The organism is Pseudomonas sp. PD9R, assembly GCF_019200975.1.
GTDB lineage: Bacteria > Pseudomonadota > Gammaproteobacteria > Pseudomonadales > Pseudomonadaceae > Aquipseudomonas.
Genome location: NZ_JAHTMR010000011.1, coordinates 19699 through 43723, shown reverse-complemented (window position 1 = coordinate 43723; position 24025 = coordinate 19699). Strand labels below are relative to the sequence as shown.

General features: G+C 58.0%; 17 protein-coding genes and 1 pseudogene. 16 read left to right on the top strand and 2 right to left on the bottom strand.

The genetic code is table 11. The features are described 5' to 3' along the window. The first annotated feature begins 17 nt into the window (after window positions 1-17). The 16 genes and pseudogenes from tssC to KUF73_RS20415 all read left to right on the top strand — a co-directional run bounded on the left by tssC (window position 18) and on the right by KUF73_RS20415 (window position 20362). Window positions 18-1490: a type VI secretion system contractile sheath large subunit gene (gene tssC / locus KUF73_RS20490; protein WP_218439860.1), complete on the top strand. Its 1473-nt coding sequence runs from the start codon at window positions 18-20 to the stop codon at window positions 1488-1490. A 13-nt stretch (window positions 1491-1503) separates the two neighbouring features. Then, window positions 1504-1914, top strand: coding sequence for a type VI secretion system baseplate subunit TssE (gene tssE, locus KUF73_RS20485; RefSeq protein ID WP_218439859.1), 411 nt, complete (start codon window positions 1504-1506; stop codon window positions 1912-1914). A gap of 15 nt (window positions 1915-1929) precedes the next feature. Continuing rightward, window positions 1930-3717, top strand: a complete 1788-nt coding sequence (gene tssF, locus KUF73_RS20480) for a type VI secretion system baseplate subunit TssF (protein ID WP_218439858.1) — start codon at window positions 1930-1932, stop codon at window positions 3715-3717. Further along, window positions 3681-4682 carry a type VI secretion system baseplate subunit TssG gene (gene tssG, locus KUF73_RS20475; protein ID WP_218439857.1) on the top strand — a complete coding sequence of 334 codons (1002 nt, stop codon included), beginning with the start codon at window positions 3681-3683 and terminating at the stop codon, window positions 4680-4682. Before tssF ends, tssG begins: the two co-directional genes overlap by 37 nt. 11 nt (window positions 4683-4693) lie before the next feature. After that, entirely contained in the window at window positions 4694-7312 is a 2619-nt protein-coding gene (gene tssH, locus KUF73_RS20470; protein WP_218439856.1) for a type VI secretion system ATPase TssH, read from the top strand. Window positions 7313-7322: 10 nt separating this feature from the next. After that, the gene (locus tag KUF73_RS20465) at window positions 7323-8840 is read left to right on the top strand and encodes a sigma 54-interacting transcriptional regulator (RefSeq protein WP_218439855.1); all 1518 of its coding nucleotides are present in this window, start codon (window positions 7323-7325) and stop codon (window positions 8838-8840) included. Window positions 8841-8874: 34 nt separating this feature from the next. Continuing rightward, on the top strand, window positions 8875-9015 hold the full coding sequence (locus KUF73_RS20460; protein WP_218440010.1) for a type VI secretion protein: 141 nt from the start codon (window positions 8875-8877) through the stop codon (window positions 9013-9015). 17 nt (window positions 9016-9032) lie between these two features. Next, on the top strand, window positions 9033-10226 hold the full coding sequence (gene tagH, locus KUF73_RS20455) for a type VI secretion system-associated FHA domain protein TagH (RefSeq protein ID WP_218439854.1): 1194 nt from the start codon (window positions 9033-9035) through the stop codon (window positions 10224-10226). 5 nt (window positions 10227-10231) lie between these two features. Continuing rightward, a complete protein-coding gene (gene tssJ, locus KUF73_RS20450) occupies window positions 10232-10732 on the top strand; it encodes a type VI secretion system lipoprotein TssJ (RefSeq protein ID WP_218439853.1) in 501 nt (166 codons plus the stop codon). Window positions 10733-10734: 2 nt separating this feature from the next. Continuing rightward, a complete protein-coding gene (gene tssK / locus KUF73_RS20445) occupies window positions 10735-12066 on the top strand; it encodes a type VI secretion system baseplate subunit TssK (protein ID WP_218439852.1) in 1332 nt (443 codons plus the stop codon). A gap of 5 nt (window positions 12067-12071) precedes the next feature. Further along, a complete protein-coding gene (icmH, locus tag KUF73_RS20440) occupies window positions 12072-12965 on the top strand; it encodes a type IVB secretion system protein IcmH/DotU (RefSeq protein ID WP_218439851.1) in 894 nt (297 codons plus the stop codon). Then, window positions 12962-16480 carry a type VI secretion system membrane subunit TssM gene (gene tssM / locus KUF73_RS20435; protein WP_218439850.1) on the top strand — a complete coding sequence of 1173 codons (3519 nt, stop codon included), beginning with the start codon at window positions 12962-12964 and terminating at the stop codon, window positions 16478-16480. Before icmH ends, tssM begins: the two co-directional genes overlap by 4 nt. Continuing rightward, window positions 16480-17205, top strand: a complete 726-nt coding sequence (locus tag KUF73_RS20430) for a PP2C family serine/threonine-protein phosphatase (protein ID WP_218439849.1) — start codon at window positions 16480-16482, stop codon at window positions 17203-17205. The genes tssM and KUF73_RS20430 overlap by 1 nt, the downstream gene beginning before the upstream one ends. 23 nt (window positions 17206-17228) lie before the next feature. Beyond that, a pseudogene (locus KUF73_RS20425) lies at window positions 17229-18116 on the top strand (serine/threonine-protein kinase); the annotation flags it as partial. A 119-nt stretch (window positions 18117-18235) separates the two neighbouring features. Next, a complete protein-coding gene (locus KUF73_RS20420; protein WP_218439847.1) occupies window positions 18236-18619 on the top strand; it encodes a helicase in 384 nt (127 codons plus the stop codon). Window positions 18620-19144: 525 nt separating this feature from the next. Then, a complete protein-coding gene (locus KUF73_RS20415) occupies window positions 19145-20362 on the top strand; it encodes a hypothetical protein (protein WP_218439846.1) in 1218 nt (405 codons plus the stop codon). A gap of 107 nt (window positions 20363-20469) precedes the next feature. On the opposite strand, the gene KUF73_RS20410 is transcribed toward KUF73_RS20415, so the two are convergent. Both KUF73_RS20410 and recG read right to left on the bottom strand, forming a co-directional pair. Continuing rightward, a complete protein-coding gene (locus tag KUF73_RS20410) occupies window positions 20470-21870 on the bottom strand; it encodes an aminoacyl-tRNA deacylase and HDOD domain-containing protein (RefSeq protein ID WP_218439845.1) in 1401 nt (466 codons plus the stop codon). Window positions 21871-21948: 78 nt separating this feature from the next. After that, a complete protein-coding gene (recG, locus tag KUF73_RS20405) occupies window positions 21949-24024 on the bottom strand; it encodes an ATP-dependent DNA helicase RecG (RefSeq protein WP_218439844.1) in 2076 nt (691 codons plus the stop codon). Window position 24025: the final 1 nt, after the last annotated feature.

Here is a 24025-nt window from a genome sequence, read left to right as displayed (position 1 = left end):
CAGCCAAGGAAGCCAATATGAGCACCCATGCAGCACAACAACAGAGCGAGAGCGGCCAATACAGCATTCTCGACAGCATCATCGCGCAAACCCGTCTGACCCCAGACGACGAGGCCTACGATATCGCCAAGCGCGGCGTGTCGGCGTTCATCGAAGAGCTGCTCAAGCCACAGAACACGGGTGAGCCGGTCAAGAAAGCCATGGTTGACCGCATGATCGCGCACATCGATGCCAAGCTCAGTGGTCAGATGGACGAAATCCTCCACCACCCTGATTTCCAGTCACTGGAAGCCTCGTGGCGTGGTTTGCAGTTACTGGTGGACCGCACCAATTTCCGCGAAAACATCAAGATCGAAATCCTTAACGTCTCCAAGGCAGACTTGCTGGACGACTTTGAAGACTCGCCGGAAGTGATGCAGGCCGGCTTGTACAAGCATATCTACACCGCTGAGTACGGCCAGTTTGGTGGTCAGCCGGTCGGTGCGATGATTGCCAACTACTTCATGTCCCCGAGTTCGCCGGACGTGAAGCTGATGCAGTACGTATCCAGCGTTGCCTGCATGTCCCATGCCCCGTTTATTGCAGCGGCCGGCCCGAAATTTTTTGGTCTGGAGAGCTTCAACGGCCTGCCGGACCTCAAAGACCTGAAAGATCACTTCGAAGGCCCGCAATTCGCCAAATGGCAGAGCTTCCGCCAGTCGGAAGACGCCCGCTACTTTGGCCTGACCGTGCCGCGTTTCCTGCTGCGTAATCCCTATGACCCGGAAGAAAATCCGGTGAAGTCATTTGTGTACAAGGAAACCGTCGCGAACAGCCATGAGCATTATTTGTGGGGCAATACGGCCTACGCATTTGGCACCCGGCTGACCGACAGTTTTGCCAAATTTCGCTGGTGCCCGAACATCATTGGCCCGCAAAGCGGCGGCGCGGTAGAAGACCTTCCGTTGCACCATTTCGAAAGCATGGGCGAAATCGAAACCAAGATTCCAACCGAAGTGCTGGTGTCTGATCGCCGTGAGTTTGAGTTGGCGGAGGAAGGCTTTATCGCCCTGACGATGCGCAAGGGTAGCGACAACGCGGCGTTCTTTTCCGCCAGTTCCGTACAGAAGCCCAAACAGTTCGGCATCAGTGCCGAAGGCAAGGTTGCAGAGCTCAATTACAAGCTCGGCACCCAACTGCCGTACATGATGATCGTCAATCGGCTGGCCCACTATTTGAAAGTGCTGCAGCGCGAGCAACTGGGGTCATGGAAAGAGCGGACCGACCTTGAGCTTGAGCTCAACAAGTGGATTCGCCAGTACGTGGCCGATCAGGAAAACCCGAGTGCCGAAGTCCGTGGTCGTCGGCCGCTGCGCGCGGCGCAGATCATTGTCAGCGATGTCGACGGCGAACCTGGCTGGTATCGCGTCAACCTGAACGTGCGCCCGCACTTCAAATACATGGGCGCCGATTTCACCCTGTCGCTGGTCGGCAAGCTGGACAAAGAGTAGGCAGAGCTGACTCATGACTGAATACGGCAGCCTCTTTGAACGCCTGGGTGGCGATACGGATAAACGTATCGGCTGGAGTCGCGAAAACTCTGCCATGGCGTCTGTGGCTGCTCATCTGGCCATGATGCTCAGCACCCGTGCGGGCAGTGTGCAGACACTGCCCGACTACGGATTACCTGATCTCAATGACATGCGCCTGAGCCTGCACGATTCGCTGAGTCAAGCGCGCCAGGCCATCGAACACATCATCGAGGCCTACGAGCCTCGTCTGAGCAGGGTTCGCGTTTCACCTGGGCCGCGTAGTGACGATCTTCTGCGCCTGTCCTTCAGCATTGAGGGCTTGCTGGAGATTGATGGATTCAAACGTCAGGCCAGTTTTTCCGCGTGCCTGGATGGCAGCGGGCAGGTCAAGGTCAACCAATGACAGACGGAATTTTCCATGTCGTTTAACCACTACTACCAAAGCGAGCTGACTGCACTTCGCCAGTTGGGTCGGCGTTTCGCCGAGCGTAGTCCGGCCTTGGCACCTTTCCTGGGGCAGCCTGGACGGGATCCGGATGTGGAGCGGTTGCTTGAAGGCTTCGCGTTTCTGACCGGACGTTTGCGGCAGAAGCTTGACGACGAACTGCCGGAGCTGAGCCATTCGTTGATGCAATTGTTGTGGCCCAACTACATGCGCCCATTGCCAGCGTTCAGCATGCTGCAGTTTGCGCCGTTGCCGCATTCGGGACCGGCATTGACGGTGGAACGCGACACGCCGGTGGAGAGTGTGCCAATCGAAGGTGTGTGCTGCCGTTTCCGCACTTGCTACGCAACCGAAGTGTCAGCGCTGGATCTGGTCGCACTGAATTATTCGGTCAAGGGTGATGGAGCGTTACTGAGCCTGCGGCTGGAGATGAGCGCCGACGGTCATCTTGGTGAGCTGGAGTTGAGTCGTTTGCGTCTGCACTTTGCCGGCGAGCGCTACGTCAGCCAAATGCTCTACTTGAGTCTTTTGCGTCATTTGAATGGCATCGAACTGATCCCGCTGGACGCCGCTGGCAAGCCGATTGAGGGCGCGAGCGGTATTCCGCTGGGGTTCAAGTTGCCCGGCGATCCCGTTCAACCGGTGGGCTTCGACGAAGCAGAAGCGCTGACACCGTATCCGCTGAACACCTTCCGTGGCTATCGCTACCTGCAAGAGTATTTTGCTTTCCAGGACAAGTTCCTGTTCGTCGATATCAACGGTCTCGATCTCATCAATGCCTTGCCCGAAGACACCCTCAGGCAAGTGCGAGGCCTGGAGTTGCGCTTCGATATTCAAAAGAGCGGCATACAGCGACTGCGTCCAACCCTGGACAATGTAAAGCTCTACTGCACACCGGTCGTCAATCTGTTCGAGCACGATGCGCTGCCGATCCGTCTCGACGGAAAGCAGGATGAGCACTTGCTGTTGCCGGCTCAATACGGCCAGGAAAGTTGCGGTGTGTTCTCGGTGGAAACGGTCGTCGGGTGGGACCCCGGTGGAAAGAATTATCGGAAATATGTGCCGTTCGAATCCTTCGAGCACGATCCAAGTTTCGATGTGCCCGTCAGTCGTCCGCACTACAGCGTTCGCCAGCGCCCATCCCTGTTGCACGATGGCCTCGACACCTACTTGAGTTTCGGTATTCGTCATACCGAAATGCAGGAAACGCTGTCGATCGAACTGATGTGCACCAACCAGAACCTGCCGCGCAAATTGAAGCTGGGGGACATCAATCAGCCCTGTCCGCAGACGCCGGAACTCTTGAGTTTTCGCAACATCACGGCGGTCACTTCAAGTTTTGCTCCGCCGCTCAATCGTGACTTCCTCTGGAAGTTGATCAGCAATATGTCGCTCAACTACCTGTCTCTGGCCGACGTCAACGCCTTGAAGGTGATTCTCGAGACGTATGACCTGCCGCGCTACTACGACCAGCACGCGGAAAAGGTCAGCAAGCGACTGCTCGGGGGGCTGAAATCGATCAAGCACCAGCATGTCGACAGATTGCACCGGGGATTGCCGGTACGCGGGCTACGCACCGAGTTGACCATCGATCCACAGGGGTACATCGGCGAGGGTGACTTGTTTGTGTTCGCGTCGGTCCTCAACGAGTTTTTCGCACTCTACGCCAGCCTCAATTCGTACCACGAGTTGCGGGTAATCAGCACACAGGGAGAGGTGTATCAATGGACACCCCGCATGGGCCTGCAGCCCCTGCTTTAAGTGGGCTGAGCAGGGTAATACGCGAATACTCGCTGTTTCAGGCCGTCCAGTTGGTCGTAGATCGGCTGCGTGAAGCGCATCCGCTTCTGAGCGAAGACGATCTGTACGACCAGTTGGAGTTCCAGGCCAACCCGAGCCTGGGTTTCCCCGGCAGCGACGTTGACCGTGTGGAATTCTTTGAAGAGAACGGGCAGATGCGTGCCCGGTTGCGTTTCAACTTGCTGGGCCTGACGGGTTCAGGTTCGCCGTTGCCAGCGTTTTACGGTGAGCAGGCCTTGGGCGAGGACGGCCACACGACCCGTACTTTCCTCGACCTGTTTCACCATCGCTTGCAGAGGCTGATGTTGCCGATCTGGCGCAAGTATCGCTATCACGCGGGCTTCAAGAGTGGTGCCCTGGACCCGTTTTCCGAGCAACTGTTCGCCCTGATCGGGCTGGGTGGCGAAGATATCCGCAAGGCCCGCGAGCTGAACTGGAAACGCCTGTTGCCGTACCTCGGCCTGCTCAGTTTACGGGCGCACTCTGCAGCGCTGATCGAAGCCGTGCTGCGCTACTACTTCAAGCATGCCGATCTGACCATCGAGCAGTGCATTGAGCGTCGCGTCGACATTCTTGACGAACAACGCAATCGCCTCGGATTTGCCAACAGCAAGCTCGGGGAAGACCTGGTGCTGGGCGATCACGTCCGGGATCGCAGTGGCAAATTCCGCATCCATATACGCGAACTCGACTGGCAACGCTTTCATGAATTTCTTCCGATCGGTTTCGGCTATCAGCCGCTGTGCGCGTTGGTGCGATTCACGCTGCGTGACCCGCTCGATTACGACATTCGCCTGGTCTTGCGCCAGGAAGAAATCCGCGAACTGCGCGTTGGCGAGCAAAACGCCTGCCATCTGGGATGGACCAGTTGGCTTGGTCGTGAACGGGCTGACGGTGTCGTGACCTTGAGCAGCAAAATTCACTAGGGATGTGTTCGATGATCAATGTGGACCTGCAACAACTCATCCAGGCGCTGGACGCTGAAACCCGTCGCGACCTGGAAGGTTCTGCCGAGCGTTGCGTCTCCCGTGGTGGCAGTAAGATTCTCGTCGAAGACCTGCTGCTGGCGTTGCTGGAGCGCCCGGCAAGCTGGCTCGGCCGCGCGTTGCAGGACGCTGAGGTAGATGCCGGCGATCTGGCAGCCGCGCTGCAAACGCGGATCGAGCACAGCGCTTCACGCAACCCGGTGTTCGCCCCTGAATTGGTGCAATGGCTGCAGGACGCCCTGCTAACGGCGAACCTCGAATTGGGTCAGAGCCATGTCGGTCAGGCCGCGCTGATTCTCGCGCTTCTGCGTAACCCGCTGCGCTACGCCGGTAGCCGTTACCAGTCGCTGTTGGCCAGGTTGAACACAGAGCGGCTGAAGGAGTTTGCGTTATCCAAAGTGGAACAACCGGGCATTGGCAATTCAGCCATACCCGGTGAATCCTTGTTGGAGCGCTTCACTCACAACCTCACTCAACAAGCCCGCAATGGCAAACTGGACCCGGTGTTGTGCCGTGACGGTGCTATCCGCCAGATGATCGATATCCTGGCCCGTCGCCGCAAAAACAACCCGATTGTTGTCGGTGAGGCGGGCGTCGGTAAAACGGCCATCGTCGAAGGACTGGCATCGCGCATCGCAACTGGTGAAGTACCGCACGCATTGAAAGATGTTGAACTGCTGTCCCTGGACATGGGGTTGTTGCAGGCCGGAGCCAGCATCAAAGGCGAATTCGAGCGACGTCTGAAAGGCGTGATCGATGAGGTCAAGGCTTCGCCGAAACCAATCATCCTGTTTATCGATGAGGCCCACACGCTGGTTGGCGCGGGGGGAAATGCCGGTGGCTCTGATGCTGCGAATCTGCTCAAACCGGCCCTGGCTCGTGGGGAGTTGCGGACCATCGCCGCCACGACGTGGGCGGAGTACAAAAAATACTTCGAAAAAGACCCGGCTCTGGCCCGTCGTTTCCAACCTGTGCAGCTGCATGAACCCACCGTCAATGAAGCCGTGACCATTCTTCGCGGCCTGGCAGCGGTGTACGAGAAGAGTCACGGTATATATCTGCGCGATGACGCGGTAGTGGCCGCCGCCGAGTTGTCCGCACGCTACCTGGCGGGGCGCCAGTTGCCGGACAAGGCGGTGGATGTCCTCGATACCGCATGTGCCCGAGTTCGTATCAGCCTGGCTACCGCCCCGGAAAGCCTTGAGCGTTTGCGTGGTGAACTGGCTGAAGGTAGTCGCCGGCGGCAGGCGTTGCGTCGTGATGCCGAAGCCGGCTTGCCGATAGATCTTGAAGGGCTGGAAGCTTTGGACGTTCGACTACGCGAAGCGGAAAAGGAAAAAGGTGCCCTGGAAACCCGCTGGACAGAGCAATCCGATCTGGCTCAGCGCCTGCTGGATCTGCGCCAGCAATTGGCTCAAGCCCGTGCTGTCGTTGAAACGAACGCAAGCACGTGCATGGATGCGCGAGCAGACGAAACTCAGCGCGTGGAAACCCTGGAAATCGCTCTCAACGAAACCCATCGCGCTCTGATCGATGCACAAGTTGATGAACGTCTGGTGAGCTTCGAAGTGTGCCCGCGTCTGGTAGCCGAAGTGATCAGCGCCTGGACCGGTGTGCCACGGGCGCAACTGGCCCGTGAACACAATGCCAAAGTCACCGGTTTTGCCAGCGATCTGCGCCAACGCATTCGCGGTCAGGAGCAAGCCGTTCAAGCATTGGATCGCTCGATGCGCGCAACGGCTGCCGGCCTGAGCAAACCCGATGCGCCAGTGGGCGTATTTCTACTCGTCGGCCCAAGTGGCGTCGGCAAGACCGAAACTGCGCTGGCAATCGCGGACTTGTTGTATGGCGGAGAGCGTTTCATTACCACCATCAACATGACCGAGTTCCAGGAGAAGCACACGGTCTCGCGCCTGATCGGCTCGCCACCTGGTTACGTCGGTTACGGCGAGGGCGGCATGCTCACCGAAGCCGTGCGTCAGAAGCCGTATTCCGTCGTTTTGCTGGATGAAGTTGAGAAGGCTGACCCGGACGTTCTCAACCTGTTTTATCAAATCTTCGACAAAGGTGTTGCCAACGATGGAGAAGGGCGCGAGATCGACTTTCGCAACACGCTGATCCTGATGACGTCCAACTTGGGTAGCGACCGAATCAGCGACCTCTGCAGCAACGGCGCACGGCCCACTGCGCAAGAGCTCGAAGCGTCCATCCGACCAGTCCTCAGCCAACATTTCAAACCCGCGTTACTGGCGCGCATGCGCGTAGTGCCCTATTACCCGGTCAGCGGGCCGGTGTTGCGCGAGCTGATTGAAATCAAACTCGACCGCCTGGGAGAGCGCCTGCGACGACGTCAACTGGAATTCACCTACGATCAGAACCTCGTCGATCATCTGGCCGAGCGTTGCATCCAGAGCGACAGCGGCGCCCGTCTGATCGACTATTTGCTCGACCTGCATGTGCTGCCGCAGGTGGCTGACCGCTTGCTTGATGCGATGGCAACCGGAGAATTTCTGAAGGGTGTTCATGCACTGCTGGCAGGCGATGCCAGTGTCATTTGCGAGTTCAGCTGAGATGGGGGCGATGCTCAATCAAGTGCCTCATCCACTGGTCTATGCCGAAGCCCTGCTGCAGCAGTTCGCGGATTTGTCACGGGCGCCGGACAGCGCCGCGTTGTTGGGAGATTTCATCCGCGGGGTGGCGCAACTCAGCGGCTGCGAGCTGACGCAGTTGTACCTGCTGGATGCAGCGCACACTGACCTCGGCCTGAATACCGAGTACCTGAACGGCATTCTGCAACCCCGGGAAATAGCGACTCTGCCGGTGGATTATAACGGCGAGCAATTGCTGCAATTTGCCCTGTGCCAGAACCGCGTGGTGCACCTTCGAGCCCTGAGCGACAGCCTGCATGAAAGCGGTTTTTTACCGCCCCAGGCCAGACCTTGGCAGTCGTTGCTGTGTGTGCCGTTGGTCAACCAACGAAAGGCGGTCGAAGGACTGGTGCTGTGCGCCAGTCACCGGCATATCGACCTGCAGGGGTTTGCCGATTCACTTGGCCAATTAGGTTCGTTCGTACTTGGCCAGTTGCAGTTGCTGCAACGCTTGCGTCGACCGATCGGCGATGCGCGACTCGTGTCGGTCAGCGTCCCGAATGCCAGTGCTTACGGATTGATCGGCAAGAGTTCGGCAATGCGCCAAACGTATTCCCTGATCAGCAAAGTCGTGCACAGCCCCTATACCGTACTGCTGCGTGGCGAGACCGGCACTGGCAAGGAGTTGGTCGCGCGGGCGATTCACGAGGGTGGCCCACGGCGATCTCAGCCGTTCATCGTGCAGAACTGTGCGGCGTTCGCCGAGAGTCTTCTGGAAAGTGAGTTGTTTGGCTATCGCAAAGGCGCCTTCACCGGTGCCGATCGCGACCGTGCCGGGCTATTTGATGCGGCTAACGGCGGGACCTTGTTGCTGGATGAAATCGGCGACATGCCGTTGTCCTTGCAAGCCAAGTTGCTGCGGGTTTTGCAAGAGGGCGAAGTCCGGCCGCTGGGCTGCAACGACACCCACAAGATCGACGTGCGGATCATCGCGGCAACGCACCGTGATCTGATGTTACTGGTCAGGGAAGGCAAGTTTCGCGAGGACTTGTACTACCGCCTCGCGCAATTTCCGATTGAGCTGCCGGCCCTGCGCCAGCGTGCAGGCGACATCCTCGATCTGGCCCGACATTTTTCCGATAAGGCCTGCACGCTGCTGCAACGGGACGCGCTGTGTTGGTCCGATGCCGCCCTGTGTCTGTTGGCCGGTTACACCTTCCCCGGCAACGTGCGTGAGCTCAAAGGCCTGGTCGAGCGCGCGGTATTGCTGTGCGAAGGCGGCGAATTACTGACCGGGCATTTCTCTCTGCCCATCACCTCAATTGCGAAAGACAGCGGCTCATCTTTGCGTGAACGCCTGGACCAGGTCGAACGCAGTCTGGTGATTGATTGCCTGCGGAAAAACAACGGTAACCAGACGCGTGCCGCTCGCGAGCTCGGACTGCCACGACGCACGCTGCTGTATCGCCTCGGGCGCTTGAACATCCATTCAGGTGATCTCGATGACTGACCCATCATTCACGTTGTTCTTCGGAGACCCCCGGATGTCTGTTCGTCACTGGCAAGTCGCATTGCTGACCCTCGTCGTTTTATGTGGCGTTGGCGGCTGCGGCGGTAATTACAAATACAACGACGACAGCTATCGCCCATTGGGTGATCCCCAGGCGGCCAACCGCGGCAAGTGACCGCAAGGAGTATCAGCATGGAACTGGTTTTCGAAGTTTCCAGTAACGCGCAGTTCGTGCCGACAGGTTTGAGCCGTAAGGGCTTCACCAAGGCCGGCGGTGTGATCGGCCGCGGCGAAGATTGCGACTGGATCATTCAGGATCGTAAGCGCCACCTCTCGAATCATCACGCTTTGATCAGCTACCACGAAGGCGCATTTTTCCTGACGGATACCAGCAGCAACGGAATCCAGAATGGTGTGAACGGTGCGCTTCTGATCAAGGGCAAAGCCATGCGAATCGAGCCGGGCAGTGTTTATGTGTTGGGTGATTTCGAGATCTGTGCCGAGTTGAACGAAGGCTCGACATCCCTCGCCGCCGACACCGGCCCTCTACGGCAAGCAGGCAACCTCATTCCCGAAAACGTATTTCTCGATTTTGACCCGTTGGAACGGCGTGACCAGCAAGAGCGCGTGTATTGCGGCGTCGATGATCTGACGGCCCTCGATAGGCCTTATCAGGAACCCGGGCAGCGCGCCGACTTCGCACGCATCGACACGGAAAACCTGAGGGTGCCGGAGTTGGTTGCAGATTTTACAGCGCCGGCATCAGCTCCTGTGCCCGAGGTTATCGAGCATCAGAGTGAAGAGTTCTGGGAGCGTTTCGGGGCAGCGCTGGGCGTGGACCTTGAAGGCCTCGACCGTACCACTCGTGAAGCGATGGCATTGAGCGCCGCACGGTTGCTCAAGCAGAGCATCGGTGGTCTGCAACAGAGCCTGCGTACCCGCAGTGAGTTGAAAAACGAGCTGCGACTGGCCCAGACGACCGTGCAAGGCCTTCACCCAAGCCCACTTAAGTTCGCCTTTGATGCAGGTGACGCGCTGAGCATGATGCTCGCCGGCAAGCCAGGCCAATTGCCCGCCGAGCAAGTGATCAGCCATGCGTTTCGTGATTTGCAGGCGCATCAGGTGGCGTTGCTGGCCGCCAGTCGCGCAGCGGTTCGGGGAGCGCTGGATCACTTCTCGCCGCAACAGTTGAACCTGCGTTTCGAGCGCGATAACAGGTCGCTGCTCTCCACCTCCGGCAGCCGCTGGAGAGCCTATGGCCGTTATCACCAGGCACTCACTCAGGATGATGAGTGGAGCGAACGCCTGCTGGCACGTGACTTCCACCAGTCCTACGAGGAACAGGTTCGCCTGATCTCCACTCTCCACAGTGACCACCAAGGATGAAGTGCATGCTTCGCTGCTCAACAGTTTTTTATAAAACGCTGACTACTGTTATAGCGCTGACTTCGTTGGCCGGTTGCTCGTCGTTATCGCCGTATTCCAGCGTGACCAAACTCAATCTGAAACTGGTTGCCAGTGATCAATTGAATCCCGATCTACAGGGTCGTCCGTCGCCGATTGTCGTGCGCCTGTTTGAACTCAAGCATCCGGTTGCGTTTGAGAATGCCGATTTCTTCAGCCTCTACGAGCGCGGCAAAGAATCCCTGGCACCGGACATGGTGTCCGGCGAAGAGCTGGAGCTTCGTCCCGGCCAAATCGTCGAGCTCAAACTCAGTTTGCAAGCGGGGAGCCGCTATGTGGGTGTACTCGCTGCCTACCGCGATCTCCCGGAAACACGATGGCGATATACGGTGCCAGTTACATCAGCGGGCATTACCCATGCTGACCTGACCCTCGATCAAACGGGTATCCACAACAGCATTGAAGCACTTGCCAAGGCAGATGACTGAACATGAGCGACCATAAAGTCATTTGGCAGGAAGGCATGCTGCTGCGCCCGCAGCACTTCCAGCACAACGATCGATACCACGACCATCAAATGAAAGTCCGTACCCAATTACTGGGTAGTTACACCTGGGGCTTTCTGAGCCTGGATATCGATTTACAGTTTCTCAATATGGGCAAACTGGTGATTAACCGCGCTTCGGGGATCTTGCCGGACGGCAGCCTCTTCGAGCTGGGTGGAAGCACCAAGCCTTTGGCGCTGGATATACCCGCAAACACCCGCAACACGCCGATCTATCTGGCATTGCCACTGGTGACCGGCAACCATATCGAATCCCGCCGTGTGGAGCAGTCTGACGTGTTGGCACGTTACATCGCCTATGAATTGGAGATCTCCGACTCCAATGCGGGTGACGCCAGCGCCAGCCAGATTAGCTGCGGTCGTCCGGACTTCCGTTTACTGCTGGGTGAACAGCAGAGTGATCAGGCTTATGTGAAGTTGAAGGTCTGCGAAGTCCTCGCTACTACGCCCGATGGCGTGGTCAGTCTCGACCCGGATTTCGTTCCGACGTTCATACAGGCGCACTCGTCCAGCTATCTGCTTTCATGTCTGAAAGAAGTGATCAGCATGCTCAGTCACCGGGGTGACACTATTGCAGAGCGGATTCGCTCCAGTGGCAAAGTGGGTGGCGCGGAAGTCGGCGATTTCATGATGCTGCAACTCATCAACCGCACCGAACTGCTACTGCGTCATTACCTCAATCTTGAACAGCTTCACCCACAGGAACTGTATTGCACGTTGCTGACGCTGCTTGGCGAGCTGGCAACGTTTTCCAGTGACACCAAACGCCCGCGTCTGGACAGCCGTTACGAGCACAGTGATCAGGGTGTTAGCTTTCGCACACTCATGGAAGCGATTCGCCAGGTCCTGTCGATGGTGCTTGAACAGCATGCCATCGAATTGGCGATGCAAGTGCGTCAGTTCGGGATCGTGGTCTCGCCGTTGCATGACCATAAGCTATTGGGCTCAGCCTCGTTTGTCCTGGCGGCCAGCGCCAACTGCGACGGCGAAGAACTGCGCAATCGGCTGCCGGCTCATCTCAAGGTCGGCTCGGTCGAAAACATCCGTCAATTGGTCAATCTTCATCTGCCGGGTATCAGGGTCAGGCCATTGCCGGTAGCCCCTCGGCAGATTCCGTTCCACGCCAACAAAACCTATTTCATCCTCGAACTCAGTTCCGACGACCAGGCCCAACTCGAGCGCTCCGGCGGCTTTGCGTTCCATGTGTCTGGTGAATTCGCCGAGCTCGAACTGAAATTCTGGGCCATCAGGAACTGAGCGACATGATCAAGGACATGGAACACTATCCGGACGACAAAACCGTTCTGCTCGACCGTCAAGGACACGGCCCGGCACAGGGACCTCTGACTGACTTTGCCGCACCGCCACGTTTCGAACATCTGGATGAACGCATGATTTACGCTGCCGAGCAGAAGGCGGCGCAAACCTTCAGCACCGGGCTCAATTCACTGGCAGCGGCGGCGTCCTCCCTGTTATCGCAGGTGGTGCAACTCAAGCACTGCGCCAACAGCGAAGACCTGCCTAGCCTTAACGGGCGATTGTGTACCGAGCTGAAAAACTTTGAAGGCCGGGCACTGCACCGTGGTGTTGAGCGTGGTCAGGTATCAACGGCGCATTACGTGCTGTGCACGGTGATTGACGAAGCTGTTGTGACCACCACGTGGGGCAAGGAAAGTGGTTGGTCGCAAATGAGCCTTCTCAGCAGATTTCATAATGAGCGGTCTGGCGGCGAGAGGTTTTTCCAGTTCCTTGATCAGCTGTCGAAAGACCCGGTTAAAAACCTGCCGATATTGGAACTGATGTACCTGTGTCTATCGCTTGGGTTCGAGGGCAAGTATCGGATTCAGCCGCGTGGCCATCTGGAGCTCGAAAGTCTTCGCGATGCCCTTTATCGACAGATTCGTCTGCTGCGTGCTGATGTACCGCGTGAGCTGTCACCTCACTGGGAAGGCCTTGGAGACCAACGAAGCAGCCTGGTGCGGATTGTGCCGTGGTGGATGGTGCTGTTGATAACGGCGATGAGTCTGGTGGTGATGTACTCCGGTTTCGTCTGGACATTGGCGGATCAGCGCGTTGCGGTGCTGCAGCCTTTCGAGCGGCTGGATCAGCCCGCAGTTGAACCGCCGTCGCTGCGGTTATTCAGGGGCGCACAATGAAAAAGGTCCTCAAAAAAACCGGCGCCTTCCTGCGCAAGACATGGGTCTGGACATTACTGTTGGTACTGCTGCTGGCACTGATGGTGTGGTACGTCGGGGCACTGTTGGCAGTGGATGATTTCAAATTTTGGGAAAGCCCGACCTCGCGGTTGCTGAGCATCAGCGTGCTGTTCCTGATCTGGGGCCTGGCCATGGTCTTCGTCAGCTGGCGCGCCGGTGTGCGCAAGCAAGCGGATGAAGGCAGCGAAGACGGTCTGTCACGCCTGGCGCGGGAAGAGCGGGTCGACAAAGAGTGCAGGGCGTTGAAGGTGCGTTTCAAGGAGGCCCTCAACACCCTCAAGACGTCGAGCCTTTATCGCGGTCGTAGCGAGCGTTGGCGCACTGAATTGCCGTGGTATTTGGTGATTGGTCCTCAGGGCAGCGGCAAAACCAGCTTGCTGGAGTACTCGGGGCTTGAGTTTCCACTTAACAAGTTCGATGAAACCCAGACCTGCGAATCGACGACGACCGACCACTGCAACTGGTACTTCGCCGAACACGGTGTGCTTATCGATACGGCTGGACGCTACCTGACCCAGCCCGAAACAGACGTCGACGCCAGCGCATGGGCTACGTTGCTGGACCTGTTGCGCAAGCGACGTCGAAACCGTCCGCTCAATGGCGTGTTGGTGACCCTTCCGGTCCAAATCCTGCTTACCCGTAACCAGGACAACTTGAAAATCCTTGCGCAGCACGTGCGTGCCCGCCTGCAAGAGATACAGCAGAGGTTGCACGTCAACCTGCCGGTCTATCTGGTACTCAGTAAGGCGGATGAACAATCAGGTTTCGACGAGTTCTTCGAGCAATTGACCCGCGATGAGCGTGATCAGGTGTTCGGTGCCAGCCTGGCTAAAGAGTTGCGCGCAGCGGACACGGACGTTGTACGTGCCGAGTTCGAAGCGTTGCTGCATCGTCTCAACGGCCAAGTGATCATGCGTATGCACCAGGAGCGCGATCCACGGTCCCGAGGTCGTATCCTCGATTTCCCGCACCAGCTCGGGTTGATTGGTGAGGGGCTGTGCCAGTTCGTGGATGCGGTTTTCCCCGGCAACCGTTACCAACGCGTGAGTCAATTGCGCGGCTTTTACTTAACCAGCGCTGCCCATTCGCGCAGACCGCCCGCTCAGCCCACTGATGCCGGTACAGACCAGAAAAACGGCGCATCGGCGGCCCGACACAGCGGTCAATCACGATTCATCCGCCATCTGTTCAGTCGGGTAATTTTTCCCGAAGCCGACCTTGCCGGCCTGGACCAGCGCGAGCGCCGCCATATTCAGTGGGGCCAGCGTGGGCTATACGTGGGTGCCTTGGCCGCATTGAGCCTGTTCGGTTTGTTGTGGGCAGGCAGCTTCGCGGCCAACCACGAACGGCTGGAACATTTGCGGACTCTGGCACAAACCTGGACCCATCAGCGTTCGGCGTTGACCGCCCAGGATGATATGCGGGCGGCGCTTCAGACCCTCGACATCAGTTACGCGACAACTCAGGTGTTTGCTGACAAGAGTGATGTTCCATACCGCGAACGCGGCGGCCTGTACCAGGGTAATGCCGCTAATCCACCGGTCAGAAGTGCCTATGAGCATGAGCTTGAAACGCATCTGTTGCCACGGGTTGCGACGCTGCTGGAAGGGCAGATACGCGCCAACATGAAGGATCGTGAACGCCTGCTCAACAGCCTGCGTGCGTATCTGATGCTGAATATTAAAGATCGCCGGGACGCGGCATGGTTGAAGGAGTGGGTCGCCACTGACTGGTCCACGCGTTATTCCGGCAACACTGCGGTGCAAAATGACCTGGGTGCACACTTCGAACGTTTGCTGGTGCAGCCTTTCAGCTATCCACTCAACGACTCACTGGTTGCACAGGCGCGCCAGGTCTTGCGCAGTGAATCCCAGGCTAACGTGGTTTACCGGATGCTCCGTGATCAGTCTCGCGTTCTTCCGGAGTATCGCTTGAGCCAGCACTTGGGGCCACAAAGTGCCCTGTTCATCGGCACCGGCTATGCGATCCCGGGGTTCTACACCAAGCAAGGTTATCAGCAGTATTTTTCGGTCCGGGGGGCTGGGTTGGTTACCGATATCCTGCGTGACAACTGGGTATTGGGCGAGGGCTCGGGCATCAGCGGACAGGACTTGCGTCGCTTGATGGTCGAACTGGAGCAACTGTATTTCAGTGACTACGCCAATGCCTGGGGCGATGCGATTGCGCAGGTTGCGTTGCAGCCAATTAGCAGTGCAAGTGAGGGGGCCGAGCAGCTGGCCGGCCTGATTTCCGCCCATTCGCCTGTACTGCAACTGCTGGCGCAAGTACGTGAGCACACGAGTTTCCCGGTGATAGTGGACAGCGTGGATGACGCGACGGCAATCGCGCAGGAGCAAAAAGGGAAGGGTGGCAAGCTGGAAAAGCTCGCCATGGCCGCTGCGCAAAAGACTTCCGAGGCGGTGAGCAACAACTTGCCACACACGGCAAGGAAGGCCCTGCAGCGTCGCTTCGAACCGCTTCACCGCTTGCTGGATGACAGTAATGGCTCGACCGCCGACCTGACACCGGTGTTGCAAGCGTTGATTGAATTGCAATTGCAGCTGGCGAGCCTGGCCCGTTCCAGCGCACCGGATCAGGCGGCTTATGAGATGGCCAAGGTTCGCATGGGCAGCCAACGTGATGCGCTGAGTCATTTACGCACGGCGTCGAGTCGCTTGCCGCGTCCGGTGGGTGCCTGGTTCAACGGGCTGGCTGAGGATGCCTGGCGTCTGGTGCTCAATGACGCTTACCAGCACCTGAACCAGCGTTATCAGACTGAGCTGTACGGCTTCTACGCCAAATCTATCAATAAGCGTTATCCGTTCAGCGCCCACAGTGCCAGTGACGTAGCGATCAATGATTTCCGCGAGTTCTTCAAAACCCAGGGAATCGCTGAGCGTTTCTTCGACAACTACATGCGCCCGTTTGTCAGCGGGGGGCCGGGTAATTATCGCCTGCGCAGTATCGATGGCCTCAGCCTGCCTGTGTCGAAGGTTTACCTCAATCAGATGGCAGCGGCGCACGTGATTCGCCAGAGCTTTTTCGCCGAGGGCACCACCGAACCTCATGTGCAGTTCAAGCTGGAGCCATACACGCTCGACCCCGCTGTGAGTCGCGCGGAATTTCGCTATGGCGACAAAACCATGGAATACCGCCATGGGCCGATTGTGTCGGCTTCCTTCAGCTGGCCGATCAACGTTGAGGACGGCCGCACCAGCCTGGTACTCGAAAAAATGGTCGGCCGCCCGATTGGTATCGAGAAAAACAGCGGGCCATGGTCGCTGTTCCGTTTGTTCGACCTGATGCAGACCGAGTACATGACCGGCCGTGATGTGCTGGTTCTCAAAGCAGATCTGGGAGGACTGCGCGCCAACTACCTGCTGACGAGTCAGCGCACGCCGAGCCCGTTTGATATGGGCGTATTACGCACATTCCGCATGCCGGTGCAGCTCTGATGTCGACGGTCAGTCCCTGGCGCAGCGCTGCACGTACCGACCCTGGCAAAGTCCGGACGCGAAATGAAGATGCCTTTCTCGATTGCCCACAGCAGGGGCTGTGGGTGGTCGCCGATGGCATGGGAGGACATCAAGGGGGCGACCTCGCCAGTCAATTGATCGTCGCCAGTCTGGCAGAGTTGCCGATACGGAAAAACTTCGACGATCGAGTCAAAGACGTGAGTCAGTGCTTGCGCTGGCTTAATCGTCGCCTGGGCCAGGAGTTGACGGTCATTGCGGGCCGCCAGGACAACATCATCGGCAGTACCGTGGTAGCGCTGCTGGTGGAAGGTAGTCGCGCGGCCTGCGTCTGGGCGGGCGACAGCCGTTGTTATTTATGGCGCGAGAAACGGTTGTACCAGCTGACCAAGGATCATTCGCTGATGCAGCAACTGATTGATGAACAGCAAATGTCCGCCGAACAAGCTCGTATCCAGCCGGATGCTGGCGCTTTAACCCGGGCCGTGGGGGCCTGCGAACAATTGACCCTCGAAATCCTGGAGTTGGTGGTGCATCCGGCAGATGTGTTTCTGCTGTGCAGCGACGGTTTGTACCAAGGCTTGAGTCATGACGCGTTGGGCAGTGCGTTGAACCTGAACGCACCGGCGGCACTGACCCGTTTGTTCGATAGCGTCTTGAGCGGTCCGGCGCGGGATAATTTGACCGGTGTGGTTATCCGCCAATGAGCGAAACTGCACCGGCGCTCGACCCATTGCCGGACGTGTTGGCCGGGCGCTATCGCATCGAGCGGTTGCTCGGTGCAGGTGGCATGGGAGTGGTGTATCGAGCCCGGGATCTGCTGCACGAACAGTTTGCTGACCCCGAACCTTACGTCGCGTTGAAAATGCTCGGTGAACAGTTCGCCTCATCCGCTGACGCCAGTGCAGTGCTCTATAGCGAGTTCGCCCTGACCCGACGCCTGCATCATCCGAACGTAGTGCGCGTGCACAGCTACGAGGTGGACACCCAGTGTCGACGGGCTTTCATCACCATGGAACTGATGCGTGGCCTGACTCTGGATAAGTTGCTCTGTGAGCGGCCGCTGGGCCTCTCTTGGCCAGAGGCCCGTGACATTGCATGTCCATTGCTGAATGCGCTGGCCTATGCCCACAGTCGCGGAGTACTGCACGGCGATTTGAAGCCAAGCAATGTGATGCTCAGCGAATCAGGTGTTCGACTGTTTGATTTCGGATTAGGACAGACCGAGGAGGGCGTTCTGCCGGGTTTGCCGCACCTGAGTCGCAGGCGATTTAACGCCTGGACGCCAGGCTATGCCGCCCCAGAGTTGCTCGACGGCTCACCGCAAACGCCCGGTGCTGACGTTTTTGCGGTGGCGTGTGTGATCTATGAACTGGCGAGTGGCAAACACCCATTGCGGCGGCTGTCGTCGACACAAGCACGTGATGAACGTCTGGATCTTGAATTACGGGCACCCACGCATCTCCCCAAACGCTGCTGGCCAGCCTTGCGAACGGCGTTGGCTTTCGATCCGGCAGACCGGCATATCACAGCATCACAATTGTGTGACGCACTGAGTGAGATGTCATGGACACAGCGTTGGCGGAATCGATGCGCTGGTGGTTCACATCGTCAATGACTTGGTAGTCATCAGCGTCAAAAACAACACCATCTTCTTCTAACGCAACTCGCCAGTGGCGTTCCCCTCCCAAGTCGCTACACTGCGCCAGTCGTTCATTTTTCTATTAAGGCTTGCGCATGAGATTTCGTTTTCTGCTGTGGATGCTGGGTTTATTGATGGGCAAGGCCAGCCGCACCAATCCTGCGTTTCAGCAGCAGTTGGGCGATAAGGAATTGGTGTTCCAACTACAAACCCTGGACGGGAAAGTGGCGCGGCATTTCCGCGTGAAGGATCAGCGCATTACCAGCAAGGCCGGTGTATATGCCGAGCCTGCGTTTGCGATTGCTTTTAAGGATGCCGCGTATGGCTTTGCCACGATGCAGGCGAAGAATAAGCAACTTGCGTTCATGACGGGGATTCAAGAAAAGTCGATTCAGATCAAGGGCAACCCGGCGCTGGTGATCTGGTTCCAGGGGTTGACCAAGTATTTGAAGCCGAAGAAGGCGAAGGCCAAGGTTTGAATTTGGTCGACTAGACCGGGTTGGATTCATCGCGGGCAAGCCTCGCTCCTACAGGATGGTGTAATCCTTTAGGAGCGAGGCTTGCCCGCGATGCGTTTAGGCCTGGGTAAATTGCAAGGCGAGTTCGCGCAGCAGCACCTTAGCTTCAAGCACTTTGCTGACCACGTCGTTGGCTTTTTCGCGGGTCAGGCCGGGCGCTCCAGCAGGTGTCGGGGGATATCTTCGTTGGGGCCAACCTGGCGCTGGTGATCTGGTTCCAGGGGTTGACCAAGTATTTGAAGTCATACAAGGTTAAATCCAAGGTTCGATGTGCAGCGATTAACTGCTGGCCAGTATGTTTACGTTCACTGTCTGCTGATTAGTAGTTAAAACTTCCGCGTTATAGGACGGCTCAATACGCAACTGATGTGTCTTGCGAAGACAAGACAACTGTCATTCCTGTCAGTTGTTCAATTGTTCGGTAGCGTGCCCAAATGGATCCGATGTCCATCGAACTTTTTTGCAAACACACCATGGAGCACGCTCATGAATCAGCTGGGAGCAATGAGCTCATCAGGTACTCTCGACCCGTCTTTCGGTAACGACGGTGTTGTAGCACTACCGAACGGAACGCCTTCAATTGCCGTTCTGCCAGATAACAAGCTTATCGCCTTTACAGGCAGAAGCCTGCAAGAGCCGTTGACAGTGAGGCGGTTAACCGAAAATGGAACTGTTGATCCATCGTTTGGGAACGATGGTGTAATTGAGGTCCCTGTTGCGGGCTATCACATGATGGCAAACCACATTGAAGTGTTGGAAAACGGCAACTATCTGCTGTCTGGTTATGAAGCCGGTGTGGCCCCTACCAGAAGGTATGTATGCCGACTGTTGGAAGACGGTAAAGCGGATGCTTCTTTCGCAGAGGCGGGTATGGCCACGATTCGTATAGAGGAAATCAAAGAAGTCGTAGATGCTGTTTTTTTTGCCGGCAATCTGCAGGCAGTCTCCAGGCTGAACGGCAAAATCTATATATCCGTTAATTTCTATTCTGAAAAAAGAGGGTTTGAGGCCGCCGTGTTTCGTCTCAATGAAGATGGCTCGCGCGATATCAGCTTCAATGGTGGTTATGTGTTGATTCCACTGATGGAGGGTAGTCCTAACATTTTCCTCACCTCATTGGTCGTCCACGGCGATGGTGTACTGGTGGGTGGAGGATTCGTCGAAAGTACCGGCTTGCGCAAAACGGCTTTTCTAAACCGTTATGAACAGAATGGGCAGGCCGATATTTCTTTCGGCGATCGCGGAACAGTAATAATCCCCAATGGCAATGATGGGCGAACGTCCATTATTAACTCCATAGTGGTCAATACTGACGGTCTGATTGTTGCCGCTGGTGAGTCGGGAAGAGGCGCTGAAAAGGAAGGTTTGATTGCCGTTCTTAATCCTAATGGGAGCTTCAATCTCATTTTCAATAAAGGGCGACCTTTGTACGCCACGTTTTTGATTGATCTGCTCTTTTCAACCCTGGTGCTGCAGGAAAGAAAGATATTGGTGTCTGGCTCGGGTGACAGTAGTGGTTATTTAGTGGCTGCGCGTTATGAACTCGACGGCTCTCTGGATCCGACGTTTGGAGATAAAGGCTGGGTCGTCTTTGACCAAAGTGGGGTATTGAGTGCCAAAAGCAGTCTGTTGACGGGTAATAATAAAATTGTCGTGCTTGCGGCCCGGCCGCTTAGAAGCTATGCCGTGCGATATCTGGGGTGATATTAAGATCTGTGGAAAGTTTGGACCGGGTTGGATTCATCGCGGGCAAGCCTCGCTCCTACAGGATGGTGTAATTCTGTAGGAGCGAGGCTTGCCTGCGAAGCTTTTCAGGCCTGAGTAAATTGCGAGGCGAGTTCGCGCAGCAGCACCTCAGCTTCAAGCACTTTGCTGACCACGTCGTTGGCTTTTTCGCGGGTCAGGCCCAGGCGTTCCAGCAGGGCGTCTGGGATGTCTTCGTCGGGGCCGGAACCGATGCCGCGGCTGCGCAGCAAACGCACGGTCAGGCACACGAGGTTCGGGTACTCGGCGTAGGCACCGTCGTAGTGTGGGTCGTGCTGGAAACGCAGCGCGGTGGCCAGTTCATCGGGCATGTCCCAGTAGCGCATCAACCACGCGCCAATCTGTTCGCGGCTGATGCCCAGCAGGTGTTGCTCGATGTAGCTGTGGCACAGGTGCGGGTTGACCTCCAGGTGACGGCAGATCAGCGAGAAGTGCGGCGGGAACACGTGGGCCAGCAGCAGGTAGCCGAAGTTGTGCAGCAGGCCGGCGAGGTAGGTCAGGCCGGCTTCCGGGCGCTGGGTGCGCGGCATGGCGCGGGTCAGGCCTTCGATGACGGCGGCGGTGTAGATCGATTGCTGCCAGTACGGCGTGCTGTGTTGCGGGTGGTCTTTGGGCAGGCTCAGGGTTTTGCCCAGGGCCAGGCCCAGGGCCAGGTTGATCACCAGGTCGAAACCCAGCACCCGCACGATGGCGTCTTCCACCGAACGAATCTTGCCCGGCGAGGCGTAGTACGGGGACGCCGCCCAACTCACCACTTGCGCGGCCAGCGCCGGGTCGGTTTCGACCACGCCGGTGATGTCGTCGATGGTGGCGTTAGGGTCGACGCGCAGCTTGATGATCTTCTGCGCGGTTTCGGCCAGCGGCGGAATCTCGATGGTCGCTTCCAGGCGTTGCTGGATACGCCGTGCGGTGAACGCTTGAACGGCCTGGGTGATTTCTTTGCCGTCGTCGTCGGGGCGGTCGAGGTTCGGGCGGATGCTGGTCAGCTCTTCGCCGAAGTTGGCGGCACTGGCTTTGTTCAGCATGGATTTGAAGGCTTCGCTGGTGATTTCCAGCAACACGCCCGGCTCGCCCGAGTTGACCAGCACCTTGGGTTCACGCAGCAGGCTTTCTTCATACAGGCACGGCGAACTGGTCAGTGACGGCAGGCCGGGCAACAGGCTCAGGTTGTGCTTGCCGAGCATCTTTACCAGGCGATCGGTCGGCACGGCGGTGAGGCGGCGACCGGTGAGTTCGGTGAGGCGATTGAGGTCGAGCAATTGGCTTTGCGGAAACAGCACCATCAGCGCGCCGACGGCGTCATCGAGCAGAACGGCCTGAACCTTGCGCGCCGGGTTCAAGCCGTGGTGGTCGAGCACTTCTTCGTAGGCAATGCCCATTTTGCCCAGCAACAGCCGAATAACCGACGGAGCGTGCGGGGTGGCGGGTGCGAGGGCAACTTCGGTCATGGTCTGTATCCGTTCTAAAACAATTGCACGAGTATAACCAGCTTGCTCAAAACCATGGATCAGAAACTGAGACGGTGCTCACACTTGGCCGTATTGCTGCCCATGGCGCAACCAACGATCCAGTAATGGGCTGACATGATCCGGCCAGCGTTCCAGCAAGGCTTGCGCGGCGTCACGCACGGCGGGTAGCAAATCGGCGTCACGCATCAGGTCGGCGACTTTGAATTGAAGCAGGCCGGTTTGCCGCGTGCCGAGCATTTCGCCGGGGCCGCGCAGTTCGAGGTCTTTTTCGGCGATGACAAAGCCATCGTTGGTTTCACGCATGATGCCCAGCCGCTGACGGCCGATCTGCGACAACGGCGGATGGTAGAGCAGCACACAATGGCTGGCGGCGCTGCCTCGGCCAACGCGACCGCGCAGCTGGTGCAATTGCGCCAGGCCCAGGCGTTCAGGGTTTTCGATGATCATCAGGCTGGCGTTAGGCACGTCCACGCCGACTTCGATCACAGTGGTGGCGACCAGCAGCTGCAAGTTACCGGCCTTGAATTCGGCCATCACCGCGGCTTTTTCGACGGGCTTCATGCGACCGTGGATCAGCCCGACCTTCAGCTCGCCGAGGGCGGCGGTGAGGTCTTCATAAGTGGTTTCGGCGGCCTGGCAGGTCAGCTCTTCGGACTCTTCAATCAGCGTGCACACCCAATAGGCCTGACGCCCTTCGGCACAAGCACCGCGCACCCGTTCGATGACTTCAACGCGCCGGGTGTCGGTGATCAGTACGGTGTTCACCGGGGTTCGGCCGGGCGGCAATTCATCGAGGATCGAGGTGTCGAGGTCGGCGTAGGCGCTCATGGCCAGCGTGCGCGGAATGGGCGTGGCGGTCATGATCAGTTGATGCGGGCACATGCGTCCGCCGACACCTTTTTGCCGCAGCGCCAGGCGCTGTTGCACGCCGAAACGGTGTTGTTCATCGATGATCACCAGTGCCAGGTTCTTGAACTGCACTTCGTCCTGGAACAGCGCGTGGGTGCCAACCACCATCGGCGTGCCACTGGCGATTTGCTCCAGCGCGGCCACGCGGTTCTTGCCCTTGAGCTTGCCAGCCAGCCACGCGACTTCAATGCCCAGCGGTTCAAGCCAGCGCTTGAAGGTAATGAAGTGCTGCTCGGCGAGAATCTCGGTGGGCGCCATCAGCGCGACCTGATAACCAGCCTCCAGTGCTTGCAGCGCGGCCAGGGCCGCGACCACGGTTTTACCCGCGCCGACGTCGCCCTGAATCAGCCGCAACATCGGTTCGTGCTGACTGAGGTCGTAGGCGATTTCGTTGCCCACCCGTTGCTGCGCGCCGGTCGGTGCGAAGCCCAGGTTGGCGAGGTACTTCGCTGGCAACCTGGTCGCTTTGGGCATCGCCGGCGCGCGCAGCGAACGCATGCTTTCGCGCAGGCGTTGCTGAGACAGTTGATGGGTCAGCAGTTCTTCGAAGGCCAGCCGATGCTGCGCCCAGTGATGACCGAGGGCGAGTTCATCGACATCGGCATCGGCGGGCGGGTTGTGCAAGTAGCGGATCGCATCGGCCAGCGGTGCCAGTTGGTAGTCGCGGGCGAGTTCCTTCGGCAGCCAGTCAGGCAGGCTGCTGGGGCCGAGCAAGGTCAGGGTTTGCATGCACAGTTGGCGTAGTCGCTGCTGCGTCAGGCCTTCGGTGAGCGGATACACCGGGGTCAGGGTTTCATCCACGGGCGGCGGCTCATCGCCGGTGATGGCGCGGTATTCCGGGTGGTAGATTTCCAGCCCCGAGGCACCGGGCCGTGCTTCGCCGTAGCAGCGAATCCGCGTGCCGCGTTTGAGGCCTTCTTTCTGTGCGTTGCTGAAATGGTAGAAGCGCAGGCTGAGCCCGCCGGTGCCGTCCTGCAGGCGCACGACCAGGCTGCGTCGACGGCCCATGACCACGTCGGCGCCGCTGACGGTGCCTTCGATCACGGCGTCTTGCCCTGGGCGCAGTGCGCCAATCGGAACCACGCGAGTGCGGTCCTGATAACGCAGAGGCAGGTGAAACAACACGTCCTGAAGATTTTCCAGGCCGACCTTGGCCAGCTTCTCGGCCATGGCCTCGCCGACACCCTTGAGTGCCGTTACCGACACTTGCGACAACTCGCTCATG

Excerpts from the sequence above, each read along its gene's own strand:
- tssC (WP_218439860.1), top strand. The coding sequence starts at position 18 with ATGAGCACCCATGCAGCACAACAACAGAGCGAGAGCGGCCAATACAGC.
- tssE (WP_218439859.1), top strand. The coding sequence starts at position 1,504 with ATGACTGAATACGGCAGCCTCTTTGAACGCCTGGGTGGCGATACGGAT.
- tssF (WP_218439858.1), top strand. The coding sequence starts at position 1,930 with ATGTCGTTTAACCACTACTACCAAAGCGAGCTGACTGCACTTCGCCAG.
- tssG (WP_218439857.1), top strand. The coding sequence starts at position 3,681 with ATGGACACCCCGCATGGGCCTGCAGCCCCTGCTTTAAGTGGGCTGAGC.
- tssH (WP_218439856.1), top strand. The coding sequence starts at position 4,694 with ATGATCAATGTGGACCTGCAACAACTCATCCAGGCGCTGGACGCTGAA.
- KUF73_RS20465 (WP_218439855.1), top strand. The coding sequence starts at position 7,323 with ATGCTCAATCAAGTGCCTCATCCACTGGTCTATGCCGAAGCCCTGCTG.
- KUF73_RS20460 (WP_218440010.1), top strand. The coding sequence starts at position 8,875 with ATGTCTGTTCGTCACTGGCAAGTCGCATTGCTGACCCTCGTCGTTTTA.
- tagH (WP_218439854.1), top strand. The coding sequence starts at position 9,033 with ATGGAACTGGTTTTCGAAGTTTCCAGTAACGCGCAGTTCGTGCCGACA.
- tssJ (WP_218439853.1), top strand. The coding sequence starts at position 10,232 with ATGCTTCGCTGCTCAACAGTTTTTTATAAAACGCTGACTACTGTTATA.
- tssK (WP_218439852.1), top strand. The coding sequence starts at position 10,735 with ATGAGCGACCATAAAGTCATTTGGCAGGAAGGCATGCTGCTGCGCCCG.
- icmH (WP_218439851.1), top strand. The coding sequence starts at position 12,072 with ATGATCAAGGACATGGAACACTATCCGGACGACAAAACCGTTCTGCTC.
- tssM (WP_218439850.1), top strand. The coding sequence starts at position 12,962 with ATGAAAAAGGTCCTCAAAAAAACCGGCGCCTTCCTGCGCAAGACATGG.
- KUF73_RS20430 (WP_218439849.1), top strand. The coding sequence starts at position 16,480 with ATGTCGACGGTCAGTCCCTGGCGCAGCGCTGCACGTACCGACCCTGGC.
- KUF73_RS20420 (WP_218439847.1), top strand. The coding sequence starts at position 18,236 with ATGAGATTTCGTTTTCTGCTGTGGATGCTGGGTTTATTGATGGGCAAG.
- KUF73_RS20415 (WP_218439846.1), top strand. The coding sequence starts at position 19,145 with ATGAATCAGCTGGGAGCAATGAGCTCATCAGGTACTCTCGACCCGTCT.
- KUF73_RS20410 (WP_218439845.1), bottom strand. The coding sequence starts at position 21,870 with ATGACCGAAGTTGCCCTCGCACCCGCCACCCCGCACGCTCCGTCGGTT.
- recG (WP_218439844.1), bottom strand. The coding sequence starts at position 24,024 with ATGAGCGAGTTGTCGCAAGTGTCGGTAACGGCACTCAAGGGTGTCGGC.